The organism is Chroococcidiopsis thermalis PCC 7203, from assembly GCF_000317125.1.
Taxonomy (GTDB): domain Bacteria; phylum Cyanobacteriota; class Cyanobacteriia; order Cyanobacteriales; family Chroococcidiopsidaceae; genus Chroococcidiopsis; species Chroococcidiopsis thermalis.
The window spans coordinates 3982431-3994875 of record NC_019695.1 but is presented as its reverse complement, the minus strand read 5'-3'; the positions used below and the strand labels follow the sequence as shown (position 1 = coordinate 3994875).

11 protein-coding genes are annotated in these 12445 nt (G+C 45.1%); 3 read left to right on the top strand and 8 right to left on the bottom strand.

Going from position 1 to position 12445, the window contains the following annotated elements; all coding sequences use genetic code 11:
- Window positions 1-14 precede the first annotated feature (14 nt).
- From ntrB to CHRO_RS17495, 3 genes are all read right to left on the bottom strand, one after another.
- Complete coding sequence (gene ntrB / locus CHRO_RS17505) at window positions 15-845, bottom strand: nitrate ABC transporter permease (RefSeq protein WP_015155570.1); 831 nt, start codon at window positions 843-845, stop codon at window positions 15-17.
- Window positions 846-951: 106 nt separating this feature from the next.
- Complete coding sequence (locus CHRO_RS17500; protein ID WP_015155569.1) at window positions 952-2286, bottom strand: CmpA/NrtA family ABC transporter substrate-binding protein; 1335 nt, start codon at window positions 2284-2286, stop codon at window positions 952-954.
- Between the two features lie 79 nt (window positions 2287-2365).
- The gene (locus tag CHRO_RS17495; RefSeq protein ID WP_015155568.1) at window positions 2366-3982 is read right to left on the bottom strand and encodes a ferredoxin--nitrite reductase; all 1617 of its coding nucleotides are present in this window, start codon (window positions 3980-3982) and stop codon (window positions 2366-2368) included.
- Between CHRO_RS17495 and CHRO_RS32425 the strand changes: the two genes are divergently transcribed.
- Window positions 3983-4213: a hypothetical protein gene (locus tag CHRO_RS32425; RefSeq protein ID WP_181824188.1), complete on the top strand. Its 231-nt coding sequence runs from the start codon at window positions 3983-3985 to the stop codon at window positions 4211-4213. It begins immediately after the preceding gene.
- Between the two features lie 467 nt (window positions 4214-4680).
- Window positions 4681-6075: a HEAT repeat domain-containing protein gene (locus CHRO_RS17490; RefSeq protein ID WP_015155567.1), complete on the top strand. Its 1395-nt coding sequence runs from the start codon at window positions 4681-4683 to the stop codon at window positions 6073-6075.
- Here the strand turns inward: CHRO_RS17490 and CHRO_RS17485 are convergent.
- The 5 genes from CHRO_RS17485 to CHRO_RS17465 all read right to left on the bottom strand — a co-directional run bounded on the left by CHRO_RS17485 (window position 6059) and on the right by CHRO_RS17465 (window position 10592).
- Window positions 6059-6469, bottom strand: coding sequence for a hypothetical protein (locus tag CHRO_RS17485; protein ID WP_015155566.1), 411 nt, complete (start codon window positions 6467-6469; stop codon window positions 6059-6061). The genes CHRO_RS17490 and CHRO_RS17485 overlap by 17 nt on opposite strands.
- Window positions 6470-6742: 273 nt before the next feature.
- Entirely contained in the window at window positions 6743-6931 is a 189-nt protein-coding gene (locus tag CHRO_RS17480; RefSeq protein ID WP_015155565.1) for a hypothetical protein, read from the bottom strand.
- 97 nt (window positions 6932-7028) lie between these two features.
- A complete protein-coding gene (locus CHRO_RS17475) occupies window positions 7029-8285 on the bottom strand; it encodes a 5'-methylthioadenosine/S-adenosylhomocysteine nucleosidase family protein (RefSeq protein WP_015155564.1) in 1257 nt (418 codons plus the stop codon).
- Window positions 8286-8564: 279 nt separating this feature from the next.
- A complete protein-coding gene (locus CHRO_RS17470) occupies window positions 8565-8873 on the bottom strand; it encodes a hypothetical protein (RefSeq protein ID WP_015155563.1) in 309 nt (102 codons plus the stop codon).
- Window positions 8874-8960: 87 nt separating this feature from the next.
- Window positions 8961-10592: an alpha-D-glucose phosphate-specific phosphoglucomutase gene (locus tag CHRO_RS17465; protein ID WP_041463247.1), complete on the bottom strand. Its 1632-nt coding sequence runs from the start codon at window positions 10590-10592 to the stop codon at window positions 8961-8963.
- Window positions 10593-11263: 671 nt separating this feature from the next.
- On the opposite strand from CHRO_RS17465, the gene CHRO_RS17460 reads away from it, so the two are divergent.
- The gene (locus CHRO_RS17460; protein ID WP_051033250.1) at window positions 11264-12436 is read left to right on the top strand and encodes an LbetaH domain-containing protein; all 1173 of its coding nucleotides are present in this window, start codon (window positions 11264-11266) and stop codon (window positions 12434-12436) included.
- The last annotated feature ends 9 nt before the right edge of the window (window positions 12437-12445 follow it).

Below are 12445 nucleotides of genomic sequence, written 5' to 3'. Positions count from 1 at the left end.
CACTGTTTCTGCCCCTATCGCTGTTCTTCTGGAACGACTTTACTAGCAATGAAAGCAACGATTCTGTCTAATAGCAGACCGACGACACCGACATAAATCAGTGCGATGATGATTTGACTTAATAAAGAGCTGTTATAAGCATCCCAGATAAAAAAGCCGATGCCGACTCCACCAACTAACATTTCTGCGGCAACAATTGCTAACCAAGATAAACCGATCCCGATTCTCAAACCTGTAAAAATGTAAGGCACGGTGGCGGGAAACAGAATTTTAAAGAAATATTTTTTTCCTCTGAGTTTGAGAACTCTAGCGACGTTGCGATAATCTTGAGGCAGTTGTTGTACGCCCACTGTTGTGTTGATGATGATGGGCCAAATTGCTGTAATGAAAATTACAAAAATTGCGGAGGGATTGGATTGTTGTAATGCTGCTAACGATAAGGGCAACCATGCCAAAGGTGGAACGGTTCTAAGAACTTGAAAAATCGGGTCTACAGCGTTGTAAACAAATTCATTCGAGCCAATTAGAATTCCCAGAGTAATTCCGACAATAGCTGAGAGGGAAAAACCGATTGCGACCCGTCCCAAACTAGCCAGAATTTGTAATGCTAATCCCTTATCTGTCCCGCCATTATCAAAAAAGGGATTGATGATGTAAGGGTCCCATGTTTCTTGAATGACCTCGATCGGTGAAGGCAAAGCAAGAATCCCACTCATTGTAAGTAACTGCCAAATCAATGCAAAAATGGCGATCGCCACGATCGGTGGAATCACTTTTTTAGCAATAAACTTGGCGATCGCTTTTTGCTGTAAACTTTTTCTCGAACGATCTAGCGTTGCAGTCATGCTCCTCCTATGCTTCTACGTTTATATAAAGAATTGCGGGAGTCGGGAATTGTAGAGACGTTACATTTAACCTCTCTACAGGAGTTCTTTTTTCCCTAGCCCATCATCAAGCTTTCTTAATCTTTAGACTCTTCAAATAAGCTTCGGGATTTGCCGGATCGAATTTGACTCCATCAAAGAAAGTTTCCACACCACGGGAAGAACTCTTAGGAATTTCTGCATCTGGTACGCCAATTGCTTTAGCAGCTTCTTTCCATAGATCTTCGCGATTTACCTGGTCTACGAGTTTCTTCGTGTCGGTATTTGCCGGAATATAACCCCAGCGAATGTTTTCCGTCAAAAACCACAGATCGTGACTCTTATATGGATAAGAAGCATTGTTCGCCCAGAACTTCATTTTGTAGGCGAAGTTTTCTTCTGTACGACCGTCGCCGTAGTCAATGTTGCCTTTAGCTCGCTCGATAATATCTTTAGCTGGGACTCTAAACCACTTCTGCTGGGAAACGATATTCACCATCTCCTCTTTGTTTTCTGCTTTTTCACACCATTGTTGGGCTTCTTGTACTGCCATCAATAATGCTTTCGCCGCATTGGGGTTCTTATCTACCCAGTCAGCCCGCATTGCAAAAGCTTTTTCTGGGTGGTCGTTCCACAACTCTCCAGTTACCAAAGCTGTATAACCCCGCTTTTGGTTCACGAGTTGAGCATTCCAAGGTTCTCCGACACAGAAAGCTTCCATGTTGCCCACTTTCATGTTGGCGACCATTTGCGGTGGTGGAACGGGGACGACCGAAACATCAGAGTCAGGATTAATGCCACCAGCCGCTAGCCAGTAACGAATCCATAAGTCGTGTGTCCCGCCAGGAAAGGTCATGGCTACCTTGAGATCTTTGCCAGCAGCTTTAGATTTAGCGAAAGCTTCCTTGAGTGGCGTGCTTTCCTTAGCTACCTTTAACTCCTTGTAAGTTTCAGCAACAGAAATTGCCTGACCGTTGGTATTCAACCTTGCCAGAATGTACATGGGAACCTTTTTACCCTCAGTAATCGTTCCCAAGCTCATTAGGTAAGGCATTGGCGTAAGGATATGTGCCCCATCAATCCCACCACCACCAGAACCTAGTGTTAAATTATCGCGGGTGACGGGCCAAGAGGCTTGCTTTTCCACCTTCACATCAGTCATGCCGTACTTGGCAAAAAGCCCCTTTTCCGCAGCAATAATCAAGGGTGCAGAATCAGTCAGGGCGATAAAGCCTAACCTTGCTGTAGTCGTCTCCACTTTGGGAGCGTCGGCAACGGGACTAACATTAGCTGTCGAACTAGTATTCGTAGTAGAGGTATTGTTACTTGCCGTGTTGCTTGAACTACAGCCGTGAACTAAAGCTGAACCTGCCGCTGCTGCACTTGTGGTAATGATGAATTGCCGTCTTGTAAACTTGGTCATTCTTGAAGTGGTAATTGGTAATGAGTAATTGGTAATTGGTAATTGGCGAGAGGTAGATTTTGACTTTTGACTTCTTTCCCTAGCCTCTAGCCCCTATTGCAACTTCTTGCCTCGGTCTAGCGCCGAAATGCTCGACGAGTAAATTGCGCAATACTGGCTGCAAATCATCGCAGGGAATTCCCTTCGTGATGCAGCTACCTAAATGAGCATCCTTGCCGACTTTGCCACCCATGTAGATATCAACACCTTCTACAGCTTTGCCATCTTTACGGACTTTGGTTCCCATCAGTCCAATGTCCGCTACCTGGGGTTGTCCGCAGGAGTTAGGGCATCCCGTCCAGTGAATGCGGACTGGTTGAGTAAATCTTAGTTCTGCCTCTAGCGCCTTAATTGTTGCCAGCGCTCGATTTTTGGTTTCAATCAAGGCAAAGTTACAGAACTGAGCGCCCGTACATGATACGAGTCCTCGGGTTAGCGTTTCGGGTTCTATGGAGAAGCGTTGTAAGAGTGGTTCCGCCAGGAAGGTTCCGAGACGCGAATCGGGAATGTTGGGAATAATTATGTTTTGTTCTACAGTCAGGCGAATCTCACCACTACCATAAACTTCTGCCAACCGCGCTACTTCAAACATATCTTGAGCGTAGAGCCGTCCGACAGGAACGTGTAAGCCGATGTAGTTTAGTCCTGGCTGTTTTTGAGGGTAGACGCCAATGTGGTCGCGTTTTTCCCAGTCAATTTCGTCTTTAGCAGCTGCCGATCGCAAAGATTTACCCATTCGGGTTTCTACAGCTAGACGGAATTTTTCCATCCCCCACTCGTCAATCAACCACATCAAGCGAGCTTTTTGTCGATTGGCTCGCAGTCCATTATCTCGATAAACTTCCAAAACTGCTTTGCATACAGCAACTACATCTTCTGGTGCTACCCAAGCATCTAAAGGAACCGCCGCCTCGCAACGTTTAGCAGAAAAGAAACCACCAACTAGGATATTAAAACCAAATTCTTTTTCCTGACTCTCCTGTACGGGCGCACAGCCGTGCGCCCCTACCGACTCCCGACTCCCGCCCTTAAACGCCGGAACAAAAGCAAGATCGTTGATCTCTGCATGGACGGAGTTATCGCGACCACCAGTAATGGCAATATTAAATTTTCGCGGTAGGTTGGTGAATTCTGGGTTTCCTTCACCGTAATTGGTGATTGCGTCTTGCACTTGATGCACTAAGTCTCGCGTGTCAAATAACTCTTCGGTATCGAGTCCTGCTAGCGGATCGCCAGTAATGTTACGGACGTTATCCATCCCCGATTGGATGCTGGTTAATCCCACAGCAGCAAACTTTTGAAAGATCTCTGGCAAGTCTTCAATCCGAATGCCCCGCAGCTGAATATTCTGTCTGGTAGTGATGTCTGCGCTACCGTCATCGCCATAGCGTTGCAGGACTTCACCCAGGACTCGCATCTGATGGGTGGTGATAATGCCATTAGGCATCCGCAGCCGCATCATGAATTTACCTGGAGTGACTGGACGAAAGAACACGCCTAGCCACTTAAGGCGATGGTCGCGATCTGTTTCATCCATTGCTTCCCAACCAATAGAGGCAAATTGCTCGATCTCTGCTTTAACCGCAAGACCATCTTTCTCTGCCTTAAATTTTTCAAATTTATTCAGACTTGCCTTGGAGGTTGCTGCGTCCGTCATATGGCTTTATTCCTGTTATCTGCTATTTCCGTGCCACTACCAGCACTTATGTTGAAAAAATCAAAAATTCCGCTAGTTCTAAGTTTCTGTCATCTGTTAGATTTTGTTACAACCTGCTGTCCGTTGTCTTCCTTGGCAAAATCTTCTTTTCATCGGTATGATGGGCGTTCGCGACGCACCTTCTTTTCGTTTGAGGTTGGAATCAGACAAGACACCACGCAGTTATTTTAAAATGGCTTTAAAATGGCATCATATGAAAAGTCATCCCTGTATTTTTGATACATTCGATACTTTGCGATCGCCTTCTGTACGATTAACCCTCCGAATTTGAGCAACAACCCCAGTCTTTGCAGTCTGAATATATAGTTTGATGGATCGCAGTTCGATCCAGTGCCGACTTGCGTTGCTTGCTTGCTAGAAACTAAATTACGCGGATTTTTCCTACCAATTCGTAACTTAAGTAACAAATCATTGCTTTTATTGAACTTTTTGCATCATTCCTATGCAGATATGACATGAAACTCGGTACAAAGACGGATGTAGCATGTCTCAATTAGGGCAGACTGAAATCAGTTATCAGTTGTCAGCGATCGGCGAACGGGGTGTGGGAAATTGGTAATTGGTAATTGGTAGTTGCTCCCTCAGCTCTCTTCCCTGCTCCCTGATAATCATCTAATTCAAATCGCAGTAATTTAACCGTGAATTTACAAACTGCTAATTTGTTAGAACAGGCACAACTCGCCCACGCTGCTTCTAACTGGGCGTTGCTACTCCAATGCCTTCAGCAACTCATCTCAGAATTCGGAATTCGGAATGCGGAATTCGGAACTCCATTTTCTCCCTCAGCTTCCTCAGCTCTCTTCTCGCCGACTCCCGACTCCTCTGTACGGGCGCACAGCAGTGCGCCCCTACCGTCTCCCCTCACATGGGCAATCGATATTTTGACGTGGGGAGATTTTCATCAACGGTGGGATGTGGCAAAGTTACTGCCTAAATTCGGACGAGAGGCGATCGCATCTTTATTGGAGATTTTGGCAGATGAAGATGCGGATGAAGAATTGCGCTGGTTTGCCGTGCGGAGTTTGGGGACTTTTGACGATCCAGAAGCGATCGCCGCTTTGGTAGAGTTGTTGCAAACATCAGCAAATCCAGAAGAACAGGGAATAGCAGCCGCAGCTTTGGCAGAAATTGGCTCGAATGCTGTATCTGCAATTACAAAGTTGTTAGAGCGAGAGAATACCAGAGCGCTAGCTACGCGATCGCTTGCCTATATTCGTACTAAAGAAACAATCGAGCCTCTACTCAGCGTTGTTCGAGACTCAGATGTGGAAATTAGAGCGATCGCGATCGAAGCTTTGAGTAGCTTTCACGATCCTAAAATTCCGCCCGTTTTAATTGAAGCTTTAAGCGATTTGGGGGCAAAAGTGAGAAAAGAAGCCGTTACTGGCTTGAGTTTTCGCCCCGATTTACGTGAAGAATTGAATTTAGTCGATCTCTTGCTGCTGAGATTGCATGACTTCAGCATAGATGTTTGTCTAGCTGCTGCAAACGGTTTGGGTAGATTGGGAACGGATCGAGCTGCAACAGGTTTGTTCCGAGTCTTGCAGTCTCCCCATACGCCGAGCGCTTTACAGATAGAAATTGTCTTAGCTCTGGGCAGAATTGCAACCTCAGCTAGTCTGGAATATTTACGGCAAGTTTTCGAGCAAATAACTTCAATCGCAATTTGGCAAGAAACAATTAATGCTTTAGGACGAGTCGAACAGTTAAGTTTAAAGCCACAAGCAGTAGAGATTTTACTCGAATTGCTGCGTACCAATCGCTTAGCAGTACAACACGCCAAACTCAAGCAAGCGATCGCTTTGTCTTTAGGTCAATTGGGTGAAATGCAAGCAATTCCATCGCTCATTCAATTACTAGCAGACTCAGATCTTGCCGTCAAATTGCACGCGATCGCTGCTCTCAAACAGTTAAATTCTACTGCTGCCTATCAGCAGTTAACTCAACTTGCTGCTGATGCTAACATTTCACCGCAACTACAACAGGGAGTGGCGATCGCTTTGCGAGAATGGGATCTTAATTCTTCTTTTTAAGTAAATATTTACCCCACTCTACAGCAATCGGGATCTCTGTAAAGGGAATTCGCACGGTATCTTGTGAATCTTGCATGATAAATTCTAGCGCGATCGCTTTCCCTTTATTTGGTGGTGTCTCCAACGCTACTGGTTTTTCCTCTACTAGTAAGTGAATTTCTTGTACCCGATCTAAAGAAAAAGTTTTCAGGTCAATGGGTCCCGTGCGTGTTGGTTTTCCCCAAGTTAATTCGTTCCCATTCTGCCCCAAAACCGCATAAATATCGTATTTTGACTTTTCAAATTGTTTTGCCCAATTTTGGTAGGCTTCTACTTTTTGAAATTCGTTTCGTCCCTGCCAAGCTAACCAAAAAAATAATCCTAGCAGTGGCAACCAAATCAAACCACGTTCCATCGTTTTTCTCGATTGCTATTACTCTTAATTAATTATAAAAATTTCTGAGATTGGAAGGCAGGTCACTTGCTTTTACACGACGCTTTTGATACTATTTACTTCATAATGGAAATATTTTTAATTTTTTTAAAAGCGCAAATATTTCCATTATAGTAAGACCATTATAAAATCAAACCTGCCAAAAATAAAGCAGCTCGTCCTTAATTGACAGCTAAATTTTTCGCAATTCGCAATTGAAGAAATAATTACGAATTACGAATTATGAATTACGAATTAACCATGCAGTGCCTTAAACAGAGCATCTGTCAGTTCGACAGCTTGCTTAGCTCGTTCCTGGGCGGTTGCACTAGCATCAGTTGCGGCTAGGGCGATCGCGGCAATGTATTCGCGTTTAGTCAATCCTTTATCCAACATGGTTGGGTCTGTAGGATGGGCAGGCGCATTAGCATCATGAGCAGACATAAATCGAACCCTCCGATATTACAGGTAGCACGAAGTCAATATATACTGCGTTGGCTACCATTTGTCATATCAAACGAGGTTGTTGCCAATCGATCTCTCACAGCTTTTCGAGGAGAGCAAATACAACCCGTGCTTGATTTTCCGCCGCGATCGCAAAAAATGTGCCGATTTGGGTTGCTGCTGCCTCTTCGCCACCACCCGCTAAATCGGAAACGCTTCTGACAGCAATAAAAGGGACGTTATTAGAATAGGCTACCATTGCTGATGCAGTGGTTTCCATATCGACAACTAATACATCCGTTTCAGCGTTACGGTTGCCTTGTTCGTCAAAATTGAGAGTTGTCGCTAGAAATCTCCGATATTGGGCGTTATCGACAAACGTAGGTCCGGCGACCCCATTTTGACCGACGATCAGTTGAGGTGGTGGATCGATCGGCGTAGTAGCGCAATTTCCCGCCTGGTCGAGTTGGGGACAGTCCAATAACTTAACTTCCAACTGACTTGCTGTTTTAAACATTGTCTCATCAACCGTAAACCAAAATTTTAAGTCCTGATCTGTCTCTGGGTTAACAGACGCACCTGGGAATGGAACTTGACGGATGATTTGTTCGTTGTTTTGGTTGAAATAAAATTGCGGTGCGCGATCGGAACTGACATTTGTATTGCGTAAAAAAGCATTCTTCGCATCTGGTTGAAAGATTCCTGCTGGGTTAGCTTGCCCTGGTTCTGATGCTTGTCCCAGTAAAAAATTGCAAGTCTTAGCTTCCTCTAAGGGGTCTTGCAAGACGTGATTGAGCTGAAGTCCAGGTGAGAACGCACACGGTACGATTTCCGCCGTATTATTGAAATACGTTTCTTGAGGGAAACCCCAACGTTTGGGGATCGTTACCGAACCGATGGGTGTCTCGTTCGGGGTATTAGGGTCGTCATCGTTTGCCCCAACTCCACCAACTCCACCTGCGATCCCGCTAAAAATTACTTTCGAGACGTTAAATTTGTCTAGCGTCAATTGCGTCACCATTGTAGCGTTGACAATACTAATATTAGTCAGCACGACAACGACATTCTTACCGCGCAATTTTCCCTTACTAAAGCGATGTCCGTTAATATTTAGACAGCCATCGAATTTATTTTGACCGTCATTCAAACGCATTTCATCAATAAATCGATCTGCCTCACCAGAAAATGCCGAAACGAGAGCAATTCTGGGAACTGCATCAGTATTAGCTTTACACTCCCCTTGAATCGGAGCGGCTTGAGTGGTGCTGACAGGTAACTGAGACACAAAAGAGAGCAAAACAGGCAGTTGCCACCAACGCAACCTGCTAATAGTTGTATTCTGGCTAAATTTCATGGTTTTGCTCTCCTACCCTTTTGTTGTAACGCTAGGTCATTAGGATAGTAGTATTGGCAACCACGCAAAATGGTAGTATTTGCAACTTAACTATTAGTTAGAATCAAACATTGTATTTTGTCGTGAAACTATAGAAAAGTTGACTTATTCGTCAGTGCTTGCTGTAAAAAGCGGGAGTCGGTAGGGGCGCACAGCGGTGCGCCCCTACATGTGCGCCCGTACAGGGGAGTCGGGAGTCAAGAAACAGATTTTGATACCTATTCGATCGCATAATCAGTGCTAGCGCGCGGGAGCGTTGCAACGATTGACGATCGCCGGATTCGCGCGATTCCCTTTAGTTTGCAGATCTGCTAGCGTACTTCCGAGTAGATACAGTCCACCACAAAGCATGGGTAAACCGATGAGTACAGTTAGCCCAAAAACGAGTATTTGACTTGAATCTGATTCAGTTACAACTTGGCGATCGCTAGAAGTTCGATCGCCACTTAAGGGTTTCCCACAAACACTACAGCAATTAGAACGAGTTCCTGCATGGTGAGAGCGTTGCACAGTCACTGCTAAAAGCTGTTCTCCCAGAGTTTTTGCCATAACACAGGGGTAAGTAATAAGTCGTAAGTCGTAAGTAAAAAAACACTTACGGCTTACGATAACTGATAACTGACTACTGATAACTGATTAAGTAATCACCGTTGGTTTCGACATGCCAGTATATTCGCGAATTTGAGCAACTTCCTGGGCGATCGCAATTGGTTCGGCTAGCGCTTGTTGTACCTCTAGATCTTGTTTGCTAGAGTCACCTTCATAGCTTTCAAAGTAAACCCGCAATGTTGCTCCTTGGGTTCCTGTACCGGAAAGGCGGAAGACGATCCGAGAGCCGTCAACAAAACCAATCCGCACGCCTTGTTTGCTGCTGATACTACCATCAATCGGGTCGGTGTAGCTGAAATCGTCTCCATATTCGACTTCATATTGTCCGTAACGCTTACCTTTGAGTGTGGGGGCGACAGAACGCAGCTTTTCCATTAAGGTGTTGGCGCGATCGCTATCTACTCCTTCATAGTCGTGGCGCGAGTAATAATTGCGTCCGTATGTCTGCCAGTGTTCGCGCACGATGTGTTCTACCGATTGTTGGCGCACGGCAAGGATATTCAACCAAAATAACACCGCCCACAGCCCATCTTTTTCGCGAATGTGGTTGGAACCCGTACCAAAACTTTCTTCCCCGCACAGGGTGGCTTTGCCTGCATCGAGGAGATTGCCGAAAAACTTCCATCCCGTCGGAGTTTCGTAACAATCAATTCCCAATTTAGCCGCTACGCGATCCGCCGCTTGACTTGTGGGCATAGATCTTGCAACTCCAGCAAGTCCTGAAGCATAACCAGGGACTAATTTAGCGTTGGCTGTCAGCACTGCTAAACTATCGCTAGGGGTGACGAAGAAATGTTTGCCCAAGATCATATTGCGATCGCCATCTCCATCGGAAGCAGCACCAAAGTCAGGCGCATTATCTCCAAACAGAATTTCTACGAGATCGTGGGCATAGACTAAATTCGGGTCTGGGTGTCCGCCGCCAAAATCTTCTAAAGGCGTACCGTTGACTACCGTACCTTGCGGTGCGCCCAAGCTTTGCTCGAAAATTGCCCGGGCATAGGGACCCGTGACTGCGTGCATGGAATCAATGCAGATGCGTTTACCAGAGGTGAGAAATTGACGAATGCGATCGAAATCAAATAGCGACTCCATCAGTTTTTGGTAGTCTTGAACTGAGTCGATAACTTCAACCGTCATCTCGCCCAACCGAGACTCGCCTAACGTGTCTAAATCGATATCTGGCGCATCCAGAATTTTGTAGCGATCGATTGTTTTACTACGGGCATAGATTGCCTCAGTCACCTTTTCCGGTGCGGGTCCACCGTTGCCAGTGTTGTATTTTACGCCAAAGTCCCCATCTACCCCACCTGGGTTGTGGCTGGCAGAGAGAATAATTCCACCCAGGGTTTTGTATTGGCGAATAATACAGGAAGTAGCAGGAGTAGAGAGAATGCCGCGATGACCGACCTTAATTCGGCTAAAACCATTCGCAGCAGCCATTTTCAAAATAATTTGGATCGCTTTTGTGTTGTAGTAACGACCGTCACCACCCAAAGCTAAAGTTTGTCCCTGACAACCTTCGAGACTATCGAAGATGGATTGGACGAAGTTTTCTAAATAGTGGGGTTGCTGAAACACTTTGACCGCTTTTCGCAAACCAGAAGTACCTGGCTTCTGGTCGGTAAAGGGAGTAGTGGAGACTTCAAGGATATTCATGGAATAGGTTATTGTTCCTGACCGAGCGTTTGCAACTGTAAACTTCTCAAAAAGGGCGATCGCGCTATTTGGAATTTTCGATCTATATTCGTGATTGCACTTAGCACTGTGACACTTTGCTTGGAATATCAGAATGTCTGGCGCTATTTTCACATTACCATCCTCCCTTGCCATCACTCTCAAGTCAGTTATCAGGGAGCGCACGAGCAGGGAGCAGTGAATTGCGTGGTGCGATGAAAGCTGAGAGGAAGGTGCAGAGGCGATCGCTACGCTCATGCTTCGCGCTTCGCAGCTATGAGGCAAAAGCCGATCGCGATCGCTGAAGGTATGAAAGGTTTTGCATTGCCTCCAAAATAATAATTTATCGAACATTTTCGCACTGGATTGCCTAATGCTTTAGTTGTTGAGTTGGTAAATGCAGGTCATTTTTTTCAACCTACTTCTACTGAACGAGTTTACAAATTAAAAACCTGCCAAGCAAGCGTTCAATTCAGAAAAACAATGTGCTGTTGTCCCGCTTTCAATTTCACGATTAGAGACGTAAGTACAGACAAAAGTTGTGATTTTGATAAATCGCATCTTGTATTATTATTATGGCGAACTATTCAACCTTAAAACTTCAAGTTAAGCTTCTAAATACACAACTTGCCATGACTTTTGGTAAATAATCTATGTTAAAAAATGCTAAAAGTAGGTTGAAGCTTTTCGTGTTCCTCGGTCTGATTGTTATTATTTTTACACTAAATACGATTGTTGTTAACGTTCATTCTCAGGGTTCGACCAGTTTATTTGAACCATTTAAAATCGTAGTTAATTCTAGCTTTATTAGTCCGTTAGATGAGTTTTTCGGTGATGTTTTAATTGGGCGAAAAGTTTTTATTGCTAGTAACACTATCATCCGAGCGGAACCCGACACTCGCATTTGTATTGGCGATCGGACTAATTTTCAAGACAATATTTTATTTCTAGTCCTCCGTAGAAATACGGCTCCTCCAAGTGCTTGTGCAGCAAAATCAAGTAGTACTGGCGAACGAGTGAGTATTGCTCATCAGGCAAATATTGAGAATTCACAAATTGGCAACTTCACCTTTATCGGTTTTCATACTCGCTTGCGCAACGTAGTGCTAGAAGACGGTGCTTTTATACTGCATGGTGCGATTCTGTCGAACGTGCGGATTGGCAAAAACCGTTTAGTACCAATTGGGGCAGTTATTACGACTCAAGCGCAGGCTGATGCTCTCCCGCTCAAAACGGAAGCTAATTCTAAGTTTCAAGAAGAAGTATTAGAAGTCAACGCCGAGTTTGCTGAAAACTACAGCCACCTATACGAAGAAGCAGGATTTGATGCCGTAACGGGTGTTAGTACAGCACCAAAAACATCTTGGAATCCGAAACCAGTCAAACCCACGATCGGTCAGAATGTGAAACTCGATGAGTTTGCTCGCATCGTTGGAGATGTCAGGCTTGGCAATAATAGCACCGTGGGACAGCGAACTTCAATTCGTGCTGATGAAGGCACGCCAATTATTATTGGAGAGAATGCCCAAATTGAGGATCGAGTCACGTTTCATGCGCTCAAAGGTACGAGCATCCATATTGGTAAAAACTTAGATACGAGCGATAACATCGTTTTTCACGGGCCTCTCGAAGTTGGCGATAATCTCACAATTGGAGATGATACTGTATTATTTCGTTCTAAAGTTGGTAATGACGTGACCATCGGCAGCGAGGCTATAGTGGTGGGCGTAACGCTGCAAAACGGCGTAAAAGTTCCCGATCGCGCTATTATTACCACCCAGAAGCAAGCAGATGCCTTAGTGCGATCGCCAAGGCTACAAATCTGACAGCGCAGA

Bases quoted from the DNA above. Each gene is read 5' to 3' on its own strand.
- ntrB (WP_015155570.1), bottom strand. From the start codon at position 845: ATGACTGCAACGCTAGATCGTTCGAGAAAAAGTTTACAGCAAAAAGCG.
- CHRO_RS17500 (WP_015155569.1), bottom strand. From the start codon at position 2,286: ATGACCAAGTTTACAAGACGGCAATTCATCATTACCACAAGTGCAGCA.
- CHRO_RS17495 (WP_015155568.1), bottom strand. From the start codon at position 3,982: ATGACGGACGCAGCAACCTCCAAGGCAAGTCTGAATAAATTTGAAAAA.
- CHRO_RS32425 (WP_181824188.1), top strand. From the start codon at position 3,983: ATGGCTTTATTCCTGTTATCTGCTATTTCCGTGCCACTACCAGCACTT.
- CHRO_RS17485 (WP_015155566.1), bottom strand. From the start codon at position 6,469: ATGGAACGTGGTTTGATTTGGTTGCCACTGCTAGGATTATTTTTTTGG.
- CHRO_RS17480 (WP_015155565.1), bottom strand. From the start codon at position 6,931: ATGTCTGCTCATGATGCTAATGCGCCTGCCCATCCTACAGACCCAACC.
- CHRO_RS17475 (WP_015155564.1), bottom strand. From the start codon at position 8,285: ATGAAATTTAGCCAGAATACAACTATTAGCAGGTTGCGTTGGTGGCAA.
- CHRO_RS17470 (WP_015155563.1), bottom strand. From the start codon at position 8,873: ATGGCAAAAACTCTGGGAGAACAGCTTTTAGCAGTGACTGTGCAACGC.
- CHRO_RS17465 (WP_041463247.1), bottom strand. From the start codon at position 10,592: ATGAATATCCTTGAAGTCTCCACTACTCCCTTTACCGACCAGAAGCCA.
- CHRO_RS17460 (WP_051033250.1), top strand. From the start codon at position 11,264: ATGTTAAAAAATGCTAAAAGTAGGTTGAAGCTTTTCGTGTTCCTCGGT.